The organism is Flagellimonas ulvae, assembly GCF_049333175.1.
In the GTDB taxonomy this organism is placed as follows: domain Bacteria; phylum Bacteroidota; class Bacteroidia; order Flavobacteriales; family Flavobacteriaceae; genus Flagellimonas.
In genome coordinates this window covers 1,485,682-1,500,710 of sequence record NZ_CP186325.1, presented here as the reverse complement: position 1 = coordinate 1,500,710, position 15,029 = coordinate 1,485,682, and the positions used below count along the sequence as shown (strand labels likewise).

The window sequence follows — 15,029 nt, the reverse complement described above, 5'->3', positions numbered from 1 at the left end:
ACTAAAATGAAGAATTTAACGAAAGCCAATTTATTACAGACTTTAGTTTATCTGGTTCTCATGCTTGGTTCATGCGGCCCAAGGGAAGAAGTGAAAGAAATGAACATCAAAGATATAATTGGCACCCATGCTCAAAACCTTTTAGACGACACCAATGCTTTTGCCACATCAATATCCATTACCAAAAATGGAAAAACATATACCACACACTTTGGCCAAATAGATAAAGGAAAAGCCAATAAGATTACAGATACCACACTTTTCGAAATTGCTTCAGTGACCAAGGTTTTTACGGGTACCTTAATGGCGAGAGCAGTGGTTGACGGAAAAATAAACTTGGACGATGACATTAGGAAGTTTTTACCGGGGAGTTATCCCAATCTTGAGTTTCAGGGGCAACCGATTAAGGTTAAGGATTTATTGGGATTCAAATCCGGGATAAACCAGAAGTTTCCAGATGTGAGTCACCTAAGAGCAATTGAGGATGATAGTACCGCTTTTAGACTTGAAGAATTTGGAGCTAGTTACAACAAATCCCACTTTTTTGAGGATTTGGAAAAAGTGAAATTGGATACTTTTCCAGGCACAACCTCCTACTACAACGAGCTTTGTCCTGAACTAACCGGATATATTCTCGAAAAAGTGTATCAAAAAGACTTCCGGAAAATTATGAAGAATGAACTCTTTGATGAACTTGAAATGAACTCAACTTTTTTTACAACACCAGATTCTAAAAGCCTTCTAAATGGCTACAACATAAACGAAAAGTTGATGCCGAATTTTGCATATCGTATTTGGGGGGCAGGAGGAATGTTAAAATCTACTATTGGTGATTTGAACATATTCTTGAGATATCATCTAAAATCCGATAACAAAGTAGTCATGGAATCCCAAAAGAATATTGAAAATTCAATATCAAATTGGAAGGGGTATCTGTGGGATGATATCAGTGTGACGCGAAACGGTCTTCGTTGCCTTAAACATGGTGGTGGTTATGGGGTGCAAAACATGTTTGTGGTCTACCCAGAGCAGAATTTGGGCATAACCATGGTAATTAACCAAAGTGCACCCAATACTCATGAAAAACTTATGAATACCATCAATTCGATTGTTGCTGATTTGAGTGACCTAGAACAAGACCATGGTGAAACCTATGGTTATCGTATTGAAAATGAAACCATTGTTTTCCGATATATCCATCTTGAAAAACTGAATCATGACTTGATTAACAGCATATCTGTTGCCGGAACCTTCAATGATTGGAACCCCAATAACGATATGTACCAAATGAACTTTTTGGGAAATAGTACATATGAGTTATCGGTTCCGTTGGCGCACTTTCAACAGGGAGACACACATGAATTCAGATTTGTTATTAATGAGAATAGCTGGCTCACGGTGCCTCAGAACATTCCAAACAGAACCTATTCAAAAAGACACAATAACATCACATTGGTCCTTGATGGAATTCCTTAGAACATAAAAAATCAGTTTTTTGACAAACTTCAAGCCTATATTCTTATATAGTTTTGCCTCACTTTAGATAAAATCTATAAACCCAAATCATGAAAAAAACAATCTTTCTTACAATTGTGGTGTTTTTTGGTTTAGTGTCATGTGATGATGATAATCAGGTTGAACTCAGCCAAGAAAATAGAATGCTGACCTTCTCTTTTTTGCCAAAAGATAACAATGAGATTGCTGAAGACATTGCTGGTACCATTGACCAAGAAACCAAAACCGTGCTTGTTAATCTGGCGGAAAGGATTGACATTAATGGGCTGACGCCTGAAATTACTATTTCAGAGAATGCTTCAATAAGTCCAAACAATCAAGTAGCAACCGACTTTTCAAATCCAGTTATCTATGAGGTTAAGGCTGAAGACGGTTCCATTCAAGACTATGAGGTAATGGTTGTGTTGCCCAAGTCGAGTAACAAGCAACTATTGTCCTACTTTTTTTTGGCGTCTGATAATGAGGCCCTTTCAACGGATATTGAGGCCATCATTGATGAAACGAATAAAACGGTCACAGCTGAGGTGCCTTTCGGGGTTGCATTAGATGCCTTGGTACCTACTTTAGAAATTTCAGAGGGTGCTGAAGGGAGCCCAAAAAGTAAAACAGCTACTGATTTTAGCACTAGTGTGAGCTACACTATACAAGCAGAGGATGAGAGTACGGAAACGTATACTATTACGGTTACCAATGCTGCGTTGACCGATAGAGATGTACTCATTGCATGGTACAACCTAAACCCCAACAATACTTTGGACTGGGATTTTTCCAAAGAAATTGATGAATGGGAGGGGATTACCGTTGTAGATGGCCGAGTTGTACAAATGGATATACGGGACAAGGGACTATCCATGATGACGCCTTTGGTCGAGTTTCTTACCGAACTCAACTCCTTGCGATTGATAAACAATGACGTAGCAACTCTATTGCCCCAAATAGAAGGATTGCAAAAGTTGGTAGTATTGGACTTGACAGGAAATAACTTGGCGACACTTCCATCCGAAATAGGAACCCTCACAAGCTTGCAGTCCTTGGTGCTACATAACAACAGTGTCAGTACATTGCCCACAGCGATAGGAAACCTTGGAAGCCTGATTCAATTGGACCTTACCTTCAACGATTTAACCAGTTTGCCCAATGAGGTAGGGCAACTTGCGCAACTTCAAAACCTGTCCGTATATGGGAGCAGACAATTGACAGCCATACCCAGTACCATAGGAGGACTGACCGAGTTGATAAACCTGAATTTGGGTTGGTGCCACCTTTCAAACGTACCAAGTGAACTAGGAAACTTGACCAAACTGGTAGACCTGCGTATTGATGAAAATGGACTACAAGAAGTGCCTAAAGAAATTGGAAACCTGGTTAACCTTAAAACCTTGCAACTTCAAAAAAACAGTTTAACTCAATTACCTCCAGAAATGGGTGATTTAAGTAGCTTGTTGGTATTATTTATACAAGAAAATCAAATTACAGATTTACCACAGGAACTTTGTAATCTTATTGTAATAAATGATATTTCATTGAACAAAGACTCAGGTGCGGTCTGTCCATAATTTAAAAAGCTAAAACCTTGCATTTTCATACAGGGTTAACTTTTTAAGTGACCTCGGCAGGGTCATAACTTATATTTTAATCACTTGATATTCAAAAAGTTGTAATATTTAAACTTAAAATAAGAACCGAATTATACACTCAATTCAAATTTAATTATGAATAGTATCAAATTTATTAAAATTAATAGATATTTTAAGACAGCTCTATTGTCTAAATCGAAAGAATGAAAAGTTCAATTTTTTAAAACTTAATCTCTTCATTCAACAACTTCATAATCTCTTGATCATTGGCAAATGTTTTGCGCAGGTTGTACACGACCCGTTTGTAGGGATTGTACCCCAATTCTATTAGTTTTTGATTGCGATACGCCTCTACAAATCGATAGATCATAAAGGAGCGTTCCCCGCCAGTTTCTTCTAAATACTGCTGTAATTTTTCGGAAAGGGCATTACGCCACATCATAGCGGTCAATAAATCCTCCCGTTTTAATTCATCCAATCCGGGAGCTTCTTCCATTTGGGCTATTTTCTCCTTGGTATACCAATATTGTTCTGTAAGTGATATCCAATTGGGCATTTGACCTTCCAAAAACTTTTTTTCAACATCGGCTACAGAAGTTCCTGTGAGCACCGGTGCCATCTTTAGCACATCCTGCTGTTTTCGCAATGACATTACCGCATATGGCGGTGTTTTCTTGTCGTTTCGTATGACCAGATGTAAGCTATCCAAGCGTTTTTCCAAGATGACCAAGGAAATGCCTTTTTTACTATCGGAACCGACTGGGGAATTGAACACCATTTTGTCTTCATAAATAGTGCAACTGCCCAAATCACCGCTCATGGTATACGTATACCAAATTTCCTGAGCTTTATCTTCCGCTACAGGTGTCTGAGCCTTGCAAGAAAGCATTCCTACAAAACATAGGGCCAATATTATTGTTATCTTATTCATTTTGCTGCATTTAAATTAACGTGTGGGTCTTCTCCGCAGGACAAAATAGATGTCCAGTGGGTCAATAGCGCCTTTACATCCTTTTGGGACGGCCTGAAGCGCAATTCTATATTCACCTTCGGGCAGAATTCCGCTGTGCTTGGGGTTTTTAACATCGTTGCCCGCTAATTCACTAAGAATGGGTATAAAATCAAAGGTTTCTGGTGCTAAAAACATATCCCCAGCGAAATAGTTGAATGGAGCTTCGCGTTTTACCTCTTTCATTACTTTGCCATCTTTTTTTACTTGAGTTATAAAGTCAAAGAATACTAGGGTCTCCCCATAGCTATTTTCTGGAATTTCGTCAGCTTCAAATTGAAAATACATTTCATATTTTTTGGCCTTAAAGTCCTTAAACAGTGCCGTTACGGAATTGGTTTCCAGTTCAAGTTGCACCTTGCTTTTGCCATTTAGTGTTAGGGCACCATCTACGGATTGCGCTTGTATACTACCATGCGCACCAAGCACAAATACTGCAAGGAAAATTGTTTTTTGTATTGTTTTCATACTGATTTTATTGAATTGTTGGGTGTTTTTCTTCGATGTGCTAATTCTCAACAGGTTTTGTTCTTTGAAATTTCAGGGCTATCAATCCACAAGTTCTAAGACGTAGCTTATTTCAACACCCGTTTCCTTTCCATTTCGCTTTGTGTAACCGCGTGCCGTATCGTATACATACCTTTTGCCATTTTTCATTTGTATCTGTGTAACAGCTAGCCCAGAGGAACTTGCCGGTATCACGTCCACAAAATCCCTGCGGTTTCCAGGATATTTTTTCCCGGTTAAAAATTCCATGATACTTTTGAAGTCCAATTTTAGGTTTTTGGTCATAATCCGTTGGGTAGTAGAAGAGACCTCATCGGCTACAATAGTTAGATTGAAATCGGTACCAGAATTCGTGATTCGATAGTTCTTTGGTATTTCAAAAATTCCTGAGTTTTGGATATTTATTCTACCTCCTTTGTGTAAATGCAACTGTACGCTTGCATGGCTAGATTGGCCTTTTGTTCTGCGAATGTGAAGTGCATTCTTAGGACCTAACGCTTCTATTTGATTTTTGATCCGTGCATACTTTTTGTACTTCATCTGTTGTTCCTTACGGTCCAATTTTAAAGTGGGCACAAAATGGAGCATATAATCATCCTTGCCATCGTTGTCCCAAGTTTTGTTAGACTTTACAGAGACCAATGTAATCTTCAGTTTGTTGATATCGTCAGCATTGGTGGCACTCCTACGTCTTACACATTTACCGCTCCACCTTCCTTTGTTAAGGGCAGTTCCCCAACCCCATTTGCCATTGAATGCCTCACAAGAAGTAAGTGTAAATTCAAAACTACCTTTGTTGCCTTTATTGGTAAAAGTGCCCTTTAATTTACCTGTTGAGGAACTGTAATATCCATTTATGGTTCCCAAATTCCTATAGGTGCCGGTTACTCTACTCCCTTTCTGGTCGAGTACCAATTTGCCAAAATTCGTATCCCATTCGCCGGTCCATTCACGTCCTGAGTAGGCGCGGTCTTTACATTTTGATTGTGCTGTCAGCTGCAAACCAATTGCTGCGGTTAAAAAGAACAATAAGATGGTTTTTATACTTGTTTTCATTTTATGGTTATTTAAAGTTTATTCGTTTTTGCTTTTTGGGAATCCTTGTTTTCAATCAACAAGCTCTACGCGATAGGTGATGTTGGGGCTGGTGGTTTTTGTGCTTCCCCAAACGGATTTTGATTTACTTCCTGATACGGTTACATTGGCTACTCTACGGTTGCCCAGCGTGCCAAGGTGCACGCTTTCAAAACCAGAACCCATATCGTAATAAACCATAGTTGTCTTAACGGAAGAACTTCCAGTGGAAGAAGAGGTATGTACCCTTTTAGCTATTTTATAGTCATCTAATGGTTTAGTATGTGACAAATACTTAACAATTTCCTTTAAATTAAGCTTTTGGGTCCTATTGAAAATAGGGGTTACCCTTTCCGAGACTTCTTCAGTACTCATAACGGTCTCCAGCCAAACATTCCCTTTGTTGATATAAAATTTCGGTATTTCAAAAACTCCTGAATTGTCGATGGTCACAGCTCTTTTTTCAGGTACGTGTAGCTGTACCGCGGCATGGTCCTTAATCCCTTTATTCCGCCTTATATATAGTGAGTTTGGTGAACCATAACCCTTTACAATACCAGAAATACGCTTAAGGTCCCTGCGCTCCATAGTGAAGTTCTTGGTACCCTTTACGTTGGCTTTAAAGGAAACCATATAATCATCTTTCTTATCGTTGTCCCAGGCTTTGCTGCACGATATGTTAAGCAGTGTAACTTTGAGCTTGTAATCCCTGTTGCCCGTATTCTTAAAGTAATCGTATACTGCGCCATTGATATCATTGCTATACATGCTCCCATTGGTGGTAATTGCCCATATCATGGTATTGTGGACCGATAACTTTATAAAATCGTTTCGGGTATTTCTGATCAACTCCCATTTGTTCTGTGCTGTATTTCTCACGAAAACCCGTTTGGATGTGCCTATGACGTACAATTTGTTTTTTAAATGATCAAAGCTGATATCCAGTGCAGCACCGGATAATTTTGTGCCCTTGCCATACTTGTACAACCATATGGACTTATCCCTTTTAACTGTATAGAATGTATTGCTATCAATGCCTGCAATTCTCCAATTATTTGTGCCTCCTTTGTTTAATGCACGTAAACTTCCGTTCTGGTAGTAATAGATTTTACCATCAGATTTTACCGCCCAAACGCCATCTTTTGAAGTGAGGCACACATCAACATGTTTTTGGGTTTGCAGCAAATCCAAAACAAGGTCGTGCTGGTTTTGGATAACCGAGGCACCGTTTCTATTTGTTGTGTAGCGGGTGTAATTTGGGTTATAAACTGTTGCTTGACCGTTAACAACTTCCGTTGGGGTACCGTTAAAAGCAAAAAATCGCTTTTGCCCTGTATTGAAAATGAGCGGGTTGTTACGAGTATCTATGATATATACCCGGCCTTTTTTATCCAGGGAGATTTCTTTTGCTTGGCCCTGAGCCCTATTGAAACTTTGTGCTTGCATCAAACAATTAATGAGCAGGCACCATATGGTGATGTACTGTGTTTTCATTTGATCTATATTTTCTGATTGGTCCAAGAATTGGACGATTATTGTTTTATAAATTCCACGCGTCGGTTTTTAGCCTTGCTTTCCAGGGAATTCCCTTCATCCAAAAGTTCGGTTTCCCCTTTACCATTGGAAGACAATTGTTCTGCTGCAACTCCAAATTGCTCTTCCAGGGCTTGGGCTACCGCTGAAGCTCGCATCATGGAGAGGTCCATATTAAAATCGGCATCCCCATCCGCATCGGTATGGCCAACGATTTCCACCTGTAATTCGGGGTTTTCGTTAAGAATGGCAGCCACCTTTTTCAACGTGCCATGGGATTCCGGCCGAAGAATGGCTGATCCGGAATCAAAGGTGATACCATAGGTGACCAATTTACCTTCCGTTAGTAATTTGTTGCGCATGTCCGGTTTTCCCACGGCGTAGCGAATGTTGCTGACGTAGAAATACTCGTTTTCTTCAGAGACGTGGCTTTGCAATCGAAGTGTTTTGGCCAAAACGCCCTTTTCCAGCGCCCTAGGCACATCGAAAACCTTTTTTTCATCTACATAAACACGAACCCTGGTTTTTTGGCGCCATATGGAAACATGCACAGGAAGACCTCTATACGTGGAGTTCTTGGAAAACTGATCTAAGCCCGCTTTCGCGTCCGAATTGAGTTGGGTGTTTTGGGCCACTTTAAAGTAGCGCGCCCCTACATCGCCCTTCAAATTCATTCGAAAGAAATTCTTCCCCGCTTGCGGCTTATCCAAGCTGTAATTGGGGTCTTCCAAATCTGAAAGGATAAAGCCAAGACTCCTGCTATATGCCCACGCCGTAGGCTCATAATCAAAGACTACATCGAATTCTAAAGTGAAATTTTCAGGTATTTCAGAAATGAAATCTGCTACAAAAGCACTTTTTCCCTGCCCTATGCGCATCCATTTCCCCTCAAGGGTACTTAGGCTCACCACCTCAGCAGAAGTATTGGTATTCCATCTAGCAGGTAAGTCGCCTATTTCGTCTTTAGAGAAGTCTTCAAATCCTAGGATGGTTTCTCCTGGCGTAAAGTCAAATTTGGAATACGCGGCAAAAGATGTTTCTTCGGCTGGACCGCCCATCATTTCAGAATCATCCATCCCATCTTCCATGGACATTTCGTTTCCATCAGCCTCGTCGCCTTGACCGCTCTTTCTGTTCTTTTTTCTTTTCTTTCCCTTTCCAATTTGAAAAAGACTATCAATAGCCTGTTCCGTTTTCTGCTCTGCTTTTTCTTCAACTTTCCGCTCTACCGTTCTATTGACACTCTCCTCTGCACGTTTCTTCAGTTTTTTAAAGAACTGTGCGTTGCCAACACTTCCTATCAACAGGAAGAATCCCAAGACACAGATCATCTTTGTACTACATGGTGTTTTCATTGTTATTTATTTAGTTCTATTTACCTTTAGTCCTATTCCCCAAACAAGAGGTTAACATTTAGTTGAAAAATTTTTGAGTGGACATTGTTCAAATCGAACATTTAAAATCTGACGATCGCCTAAAATTGAAGGCCCTGTACAACGATTACAGAACGGGTTTTCTATATTTTGGAAAGAGCTTGGGCGCTTCGGAAGCTTTGGTTTTGGAAGTCTACCAAGATGCTTTTTTAGCGCTTCGGAAAAAAGCGATTCAAGGCAAATTGGACAAGGTGAAAAGCAGTTTGAAAACCTATCTTTTTGGTATCGGGAAGTACATGCTCTTTGATGCCTTAAAAAAAGAGGGGAAAACCATCAGCATGGAGCGCCCACTCCAGCTCGTTGACGAAGCTGTAGAAGAAATTCCAGTGGCCACAAGCCATGAGTTGACCAAAGAACAACAACTGTTACGCACTTTTTTTGTGAAACTTGGTAAAAAGTGCCAACAGGTGTTAACCTTGTATTATTATAGAGGACTAACTATTGAGGAGATTGTGGCAAAGACGGATTACAGCAACGCCAATACGGTAAAAGCCCAAAAGTCGCGCTGCCTAAAAACCTTAAAACAAATGATGCCGTAAAGAATGCTGGATAACGACCAACTTATCGCTAAATTCTTGACAAAGACACTCTCAAAAGAGGAACAGCTTCACTTTGATACCTTATTATCTGAAGATCCTTCTTTTAGGGATGAAGTGGCTTTGCTCCAAGACCTCCAAAAGGTGGCCGAAGCTGAAGATGATACTATGGCCAAAGAAATGGTGGGTGCTTTTGAAGCGGAACACCGCAATAAAAAAGCGGGAAGTCCATTAAAAATCTGGTGGGTGGCCGCTTCGTTGGCCTTGCTTTTTAGTATTGGCTATTTTGCCGCACAACAAGGCCCACCGGATACACAAACCCTATTTGCTGAAAATTTCGAACCCTATCGTAATGTGGTTCACCCCATTACCCGCGCTACCCAACAAGAAGAACTCACCAGCCGTGCTTTCACCCACTACGAAAAAGGCGAATACTCAGAGGCTTTGGAACTGTTCCAAAAACTATACGAAACAACAAATACCCCACATTATCTGTTTTACCAGGCCAATGCCTTATTACAATTAAACCGGCCAAAAGAAGCTATTGTGGCCTTGGAAGCCCATCTGAAAACCAAGGATACCCTTACCCAAAAATCACATTGGTATTTGGCTATGGCTTACCTAAAGTTGGATGATGTGGTGAATGCCAAGAAAAACCTGGAAAAGGTGTTACTTGATAATACGTATAATGTGAAAAAGGCTAAAAACCTATTACGAACGCTTGACTAGTATTTTTCGGAATAGAAAAATCAATAGCAAAATTGCTAACGCTCCCAAAAGCCATGGCCAATAGTTTTGGGCCACAATAGGGGAAGTATCCCCAGAAACTACAAACCCAGCCCAGTAATAGGGGTGTTTTAATATATCGTCCTCTATACTAGCCAAGTAATCCAGTTTGGCATGCTGTAAGGCAACGTCTTTGCGTTCCCCCTTTTTTAGGTTTTCATAAAAGTACTTCATTAAAACACTAGTTGAAAAATCATCAACTTGCCACAAACTCATCACCACACTTTTTGCGCCGGCGTGGAAAAAACCGTTAGCTAGACTCTTGATGCCAAATCCTTTCTCTCTTTTTCCCAAACCCGTTTCACATGCACTCAGAACCACCATTTCAGATAAGATTTGGGAGTTGTAAATCTCCCCTAATGAGACATCCCTGTCTTGAAGGCCATTCTTTGAAAAAATAATCTTAGTATTTAATGGTTCTTCTGCATCCATATCAACATGGGTGGCAAGATGAATGACCTTGTAATCCAAAGACGCTTTAAACGATTCTCGTGTAGCCTGATTATGAACCAAAGATTTTACATCAAATACGTTGCCTATCTCCTGCGCTTCTCGCAAGGAGTACATCAGTTCCGAGTAAGATTTCCGGTTCCCATTTCCTTTTTTTATCGTATCTCCAGAGAAAACGGGGGCGATAATCAAAAATTCATTGTTGTTGGGTTTGGATAATCCTTTGTCATTTTTAAAAAGTGAAAAATCGTAGCTAATGGTCTTGTTTCTTAGTGATTCTATGTCCAGCAGTGTTTCGAAGGATAGTTGATATAAGCTTCTGTAGGGAATGATCACAATTTTTTCTGCATCTGTTCCTTCAATCGGTTTAAGCAATATCTCGTTGAGTTCTTTCCTTAGACCATCAGCACTTTTTACTTTTTTAGGTTCCTTTAAAGCGTTAATATACCTAGTTATTGCCGTTTCAAAATCTACAGGAACCTTAGTCTTTAAAAATTTCTTTTGCTTCTTACCGATAACAAGCGTATAAAGGTTTCTGGCATCGTAATAGTAGGAAACTTTATGTTGTTCTGCATCAAGCGTATTAGTAATTGTCGTTATACTTTCCTTAAAGGGTTCAAAATAATTCAAGCTAGAATAGCTAGGATATTCTTGAGCTATTTTCTTGGAGAGGGAATCCAAACTGGCCAAACTTTTATTGAGATGGGTAAGGGTTTCATTATCGGCACCTCTTTTTTTTATTTTGTTGCTCAATACGTTTATCCTGTTTTTTAGAATTTCCTCATGTTTATACAAGTTCTCAGGGATTCCCGCTAAATTCACATTTCTAAGCCGGTTTAAATTGTTTTGCAGATTAAAGGATTTTATAAAATCCATAACATTTCCCGCAAGGGAAAACCGTTCTTCCTTGTTTTGAAAACCTGTCTCGTTTTCTATAAGTAGGGAAAGAAAATCCGATGTTATGGTTTCCAGTTCATAAGAAACTTTTGGATTTAGTTGGCTACCCAGTCTTTGGGAAACAAAGCTGATGTAATAATACACCGCCTTGTACCAATCTATACTAGCATTAAAGTCTTCTTGTTTTCTATCTTTCTTATACTTTTCTAAAAAATACTTCCCTTTATAGCTCAATAGCTTTACAAAAAAATCATAGTCTCTGGAAAGTGCTATTTTAGGATCGGTTACGGCTGAGGGGCTAAAATTTCCTAGTGCAATTCCCAGATAGGTGTCTACTTTTTCTAACTGACCTCGGTCCAAATATGATTTTGTTATAGGGGCGTAGGAAAAAAAAAGATTTTCCTTATTGACGCTTATACTATCTACAGTGGCTTCTGCCATTGTATAATATGACTCCGCTTTACTAATATTTCCGTTTTGGCCATAGTAGTCTGCCAAATCCATTATGGCCTTTAACCGCTCTTTTATATTCTTTCTATCATCCTTTAATATGGTCTCATATCGTTCATTGAGAAGCTTCAAGGCTGCTGTCTTATCCCCTTTTGCAAGTAAGGCTTTATAGGTAACCTGAAGGTTTCTTTGCTTTAATTCATAGATGTCATATCCTATTTTATCATAGCGTTCTTTACCTTTTAAGGCATAGGCCAAAGCCTTATCAACATTATCCAACGCAAGGTAAACTTCCGAAATGTTGTTGTATGTGATACAAAATGAAAAATCCGGATTTCTTAGATTGCCTAGGTTCTCCTCCTTCTTTAGTATTATTTCTGATTCCAGCACTAGAAAAAGCGATTTCTGGTATAATCCAAGTTGGTAATAGTTGTCTGCATCATTCCCCATCAAAATTGCCTCAACCACTGGTTTAAGTCTGTTAGCCCGGCGCATAGCTTCCCCTGTTTTCTGAGAATATGACAAGGATTGCGCTAGTGCACCGTTTTCCCCCAATTGGATTGATTTCATGTCATAAATTATCGCTTGTGTAAAAGCATCAAAATTACCCTCAGGTATCAAAGATTCTAAAGAATCCAAAATTGCAAAAGTCCTTAGAAAATTACCCTCATAGCTCTCATAACTGGCAAGTGTTGTGGCTGCTCTAACACTTAATTGATGAATTTGAGAGTGTTTGGCGGCTTCTATAGCCAACCTAATATATTTTTTAGCTTCTTTTTTTTTGTTTTGACGATATAGTGTTTCTGCCTTACCCATATATTCCACGTAAGCCAAAGAGTCTTTTTTATGGGTATTTTGATTATCAGTTTGTTGTGAAAAACAGTTGATTGTAAAAAGAAGAAGTAAAAAAAGAAGAAAGTATTTTAAAGGCATAGATTGGTTTTGAATATGAAACAAGAATGTTTTTTAAGATGCTTTTACAATTTAGATATAAACATCATAATTACTCATATTTCATGAGTTTTTCAAAAGAGCTATTTCCTTTTAGTTATAAACCTGTCAACTTTTTTTTGACTTTACAGATACTTTGAAGTTGGGTGTCAAAACAAAGTGTGTCTTTGTGGGCACAAAAACATCTCGTTTTGCTCCCCGTGGTCGCAAAAGAAAACCAAATTTTGGGAAAGTACCTATTGACATAAAATAAAGAGGCGAGTGAAACGAAGTTTCATGCTGCAAGAGTCCCCAAAGCCTTACACAAACTAATACTGCTGAGCGAGGCAAAATTTCCTGTTTAGTTAGATATTTACAAATAATTTCTGCATTTATCATACTGCAGAGCTAATTTGACACAAACCAACACAATAGGATAAAAAGAAGAGTTTCACAATAAATCGATTCAAGTTTAGTGTAAACTTTTTCAATGTTTTCAAGGGTCACGGAGCGGTTTACAGTATATTGGCCTATAAAAGTCCTCAAACATATCTTTCAAGAGTTTATGGGAATTAATGGCCAAGGATAACAAAGTTGTCATAATATTTTTCGGCGTTCATAAGGGTTTCGAGAGGTTTTGTCACAATTTGGGGTTTGAAAAACTTCTTTTATGCCCTGATTTTACTGTGTTTTATGATTCGTAGCATCGCTTTAGCGCGCTACCCTCTCGCTATACCACCCAACTCTTTAAAATTGTTGTTCGGTATACCATCGGCCTTGCAAAAAATAGATTGCGCCCTATCGTGTTTTTGCTTTACGCTTATCTTTCGAAACACTACAAAAACCCGACAGGATCCATGCGCAAAGTTTTGTGGTAAGACTTGGGATACGATATGATATAAAGCCTACTCCGTTTCAATATTTCCCTATCACAAATCTCATGTCTTCGCTCAACTTTCTGTCAATCACTTTGGCATAGATTTGAGTTGTCTTCAAAGAGGAATGCCCAAGCATCTTGCTCACCGATTCTATGGGTACCCCATTGGCCAAAGTGACAGTGGTTGCAAGGGTATGTCGGGAAAGATGAAAGGTAAGTTTCTTATGGATATTACCAATGGTTGCAACCTCCTTGAGATACAGGTTCATTTTTTGGTTGCTTATAACAGGCAATAACCTATCTGATATTCTATTGTTATTAATACTATATTTCTCAATTATCCTTTCGGCAGCTCTAAGAAGGGGAACACTACTTTTGACATCAGTTTTCGAACGAAGGATCTTTATCCATTTATCCCCTTTCATATCCAGCACTATATGGTCGTTAGACAACTTTTCCACGTCGATATAGGACAACCCGGCAAAGCAGCAGAAAATAAAAACATCCTTACTTGTTCCAACCTTTGGTTTGGCATTTCGGTCTCCATGAGTGTTTTGAGTTCCCTTTCATTTAGTATGTCCCTTTCTACTTTCTTCCATTTTGCCTTCCAATGATAAAACGGGTCTTTGCTTATCCAATCGTTAGCGTAGCAGATGCGCATGATTTTCTTAAGATTGGTGACATATTTGGTGACCGTGTTCTGTCCGCAGGATTTCAGGTAGGTCTTTAGAAAGTGCTCAAAACGTTTGATGAAATTCAGGTCTACTTCTTTAACATTGATATCCTCATAACCAAACTCTTTTATAATAAATGATTTTAGATGTCTTGCGGTTCTGAGGTGTCTTTGATACGCGCCAGACGAGAACTCCCTACCCACCAGTTCAGAAATCTCTTTGTTGTGGTCGTCGTAGATATTAAGGAGAGTTTTGAGTCGTGTATTTTTGCCAAGAAAATTGTCCTTTAGCATTTGTGCGTCATATAGTCGACCATCGGCGACAAACTTTCCCTGTATCTGGAAAAGCCTTGCACGGACATCTTCTAGGAACCTGTTCAGTTCACGATGGGATGCTTTTGAGTTTTTGGCGCGTCCTGAACCCGTGTTCCAGTCCTCGATTTTAACCTTGCGGTGAACACTTGTCTCAGCGCGTTTTCCGTTTACGGTAATCCTTAGATAGATGGTACATTTACCTATTTTATCGGGATGGTTTTTCCTAATATAGAACAAAATGGAGAAGGAATCGTTCATTTTCGTAAGCTTTTTAGTTATACAATTTCAACCAACTTTTTGCTTAAAAAACTGAACCTCAATTTTTTAACATACCACCAACACCATTTTTGTGAATACTAAAAAGTACGCACCGAATTACTCACCGAACAGGGTGATTTTATATGATATCAAACGATATTTCTTAAAATTAAAAAGTCCATAAATCATTGATTTACAGACTTTTTGAA

Annotated in this window: 12 protein-coding genes; 4 read left to right on the top strand and 8 right to left on the bottom strand. The window is 39.1% G+C overall.

The features are described 5' to 3' along the window. Positions 1-6 precede the first annotated feature (6 nt). On the top strand, positions 7-1,476 hold the full coding sequence (locus ACOKFD_RS06920; RefSeq protein WP_422860563.1) for a serine hydrolase: 1,470 nt from the start codon (positions 7-9) through the stop codon (positions 1,474-1,476). An 89-nt stretch (positions 1,477-1,565) separates the two neighbouring features. Beyond that, on the top strand, positions 1,566-3,071 hold the full coding sequence (locus ACOKFD_RS06915) for a leucine-rich repeat domain-containing protein (RefSeq protein WP_422860562.1): 1,506 nt from the start codon (positions 1,566-1,568) through the stop codon (positions 3,069-3,071). Between the two features lie 241 nt (positions 3,072-3,312). Here ACOKFD_RS06915 and ACOKFD_RS06910 read toward each other — a convergent pair whose 3' ends face one another. The 5 genes from ACOKFD_RS06910 to ACOKFD_RS06890 all read right to left on the bottom strand — a co-directional run bounded on the left by ACOKFD_RS06910 (position 3,313) and on the right by ACOKFD_RS06890 (position 8,570). Further along, positions 3,313-4,023, bottom strand: coding sequence for a hypothetical protein (locus tag ACOKFD_RS06910; protein ID WP_422860561.1), 711 nt, complete (start codon positions 4,021-4,023; stop codon positions 3,313-3,315). Between the two features lie 15 nt (positions 4,024-4,038). After that, positions 4,039-4,569 carry a hypothetical protein gene (locus ACOKFD_RS06905; protein ID WP_422860560.1) on the bottom strand — a complete coding sequence of 177 codons (531 nt, stop codon included), beginning with the start codon at positions 4,567-4,569 and terminating at the stop codon, positions 4,039-4,041. Positions 4,570-4,650: 81 nt separating this feature from the next. Then, positions 4,651-5,664, bottom strand: a complete 1,014-nt coding sequence (locus ACOKFD_RS06900; protein ID WP_422860559.1) for a hypothetical protein — start codon at positions 5,662-5,664, stop codon at positions 4,651-4,653. A gap of 51 nt (positions 5,665-5,715) precedes the next feature. After that, complete coding sequence (locus tag ACOKFD_RS06895) at positions 5,716-7,176, bottom strand: hypothetical protein (RefSeq protein WP_422860558.1); 1,461 nt, start codon at positions 7,174-7,176, stop codon at positions 5,716-5,718. A gap of 38 nt (positions 7,177-7,214) precedes the next feature. Continuing rightward, positions 7,215-8,570 (bottom strand): OmpA family protein, encoded by a 1,356-nt coding sequence (locus tag ACOKFD_RS06890; protein ID WP_422860557.1) that lies wholly within the window; start codon positions 8,568-8,570, stop codon positions 7,215-7,217. 77 nt (positions 8,571-8,647) lie between these two features. Here ACOKFD_RS06890 and ACOKFD_RS06885 point away from each other — a divergent pair, with 77 nt between their 5' ends. Together ACOKFD_RS06885 and ACOKFD_RS06880 are read left to right on the top strand one after the other, a co-directional pair. Continuing rightward, a complete protein-coding gene (locus ACOKFD_RS06885; protein WP_422860556.1) occupies positions 8,648-9,187 on the top strand; it encodes an RNA polymerase sigma factor in 540 nt (179 codons plus the stop codon). A gap of 3 nt (positions 9,188-9,190) precedes the next feature. Next, the gene (locus ACOKFD_RS06880; RefSeq protein ID WP_422860555.1) at positions 9,191-9,913 is read left to right on the top strand and encodes a hypothetical protein; all 723 of its coding nucleotides are present in this window, start codon (positions 9,191-9,193) and stop codon (positions 9,911-9,913) included. Here the strand turns inward: ACOKFD_RS06880 and ACOKFD_RS06875 are convergent. The 3 genes from ACOKFD_RS06875 to ACOKFD_RS06865 all read right to left on the bottom strand — a co-directional run bounded on the left by ACOKFD_RS06875 (position 9,896) and on the right by ACOKFD_RS06865 (position 14,820). Then, the gene (locus ACOKFD_RS06875; protein WP_422860554.1) at positions 9,896-12,700 is read right to left on the bottom strand and encodes a CHAT domain-containing protein; all 2,805 of its coding nucleotides are present in this window, start codon (positions 12,698-12,700) and stop codon (positions 9,896-9,898) included. The genes ACOKFD_RS06880 and ACOKFD_RS06875 overlap by 18 nt on opposite strands. A 912-nt stretch (positions 12,701-13,612) precedes the next feature. Continuing rightward, complete coding sequence (locus ACOKFD_RS06870; protein WP_422860553.1) at positions 13,613-13,999, bottom strand: site-specific integrase; 387 nt, start codon at positions 13,997-13,999, stop codon at positions 13,613-13,615. A gap of 8 nt (positions 14,000-14,007) precedes the next feature. Further along, complete coding sequence (locus ACOKFD_RS06865) at positions 14,008-14,820, bottom strand: phage integrase SAM-like domain and Arm DNA-binding domain-containing protein (protein WP_422860552.1); 813 nt, start codon at positions 14,818-14,820, stop codon at positions 14,008-14,010. Between the last annotated feature and the right edge of the window lie 209 nt (positions 14,821-15,029).

Coding starts and splice junctions, on each gene's coding strand:
- ACOKFD_RS06870 (WP_422860553.1), bottom strand. CDS start 13,999: ATGAAAGGGGATAAATGGATAAAGATCCTTCGTTCGAAAACTGATGTC.
- ACOKFD_RS06890 (WP_422860557.1), bottom strand. CDS start 8,570: ATGAAAACACCATGTAGTACAAAGATGATCTGTGTCTTGGGATTCTTC.
- ACOKFD_RS06900 (WP_422860559.1), bottom strand. CDS start 5,664: ATGAAAACAAGTATAAAAACCATCTTATTGTTCTTTTTAACCGCAGCA.
- ACOKFD_RS06910 (WP_422860561.1), bottom strand. CDS start 4,023: ATGAATAAGATAACAATAATATTGGCCCTATGTTTTGTAGGAATGCTT.
- ACOKFD_RS06905 (WP_422860560.1), bottom strand. CDS start 4,569: ATGAAAACAATACAAAAAACAATTTTCCTTGCAGTATTTGTGCTTGGT.
- ACOKFD_RS06920 (WP_422860563.1), top strand. CDS start 7: ATGAAGAATTTAACGAAAGCCAATTTATTACAGACTTTAGTTTATCTG.
- ACOKFD_RS06865 (WP_422860552.1), bottom strand. CDS start 14,820: ATGAACGATTCCTTCTCCATTTTGTTCTATATTAGGAAAAACCATCCC.
- ACOKFD_RS06875 (WP_422860554.1), bottom strand. CDS start 12,700: ATGCCTTTAAAATACTTTCTTCTTTTTTTACTTCTTCTTTTTACAATC.
- ACOKFD_RS06880 (WP_422860555.1), top strand. CDS start 9,191: ATGCTGGATAACGACCAACTTATCGCTAAATTCTTGACAAAGACACTC.
- ACOKFD_RS06915 (WP_422860562.1), top strand. CDS start 1,566: ATGAAAAAAACAATCTTTCTTACAATTGTGGTGTTTTTTGGTTTAGTG.
- ACOKFD_RS06895 (WP_422860558.1), bottom strand. CDS start 7,176: ATGAAAACACAGTACATCACCATATGGTGCCTGCTCATTAATTGTTTG.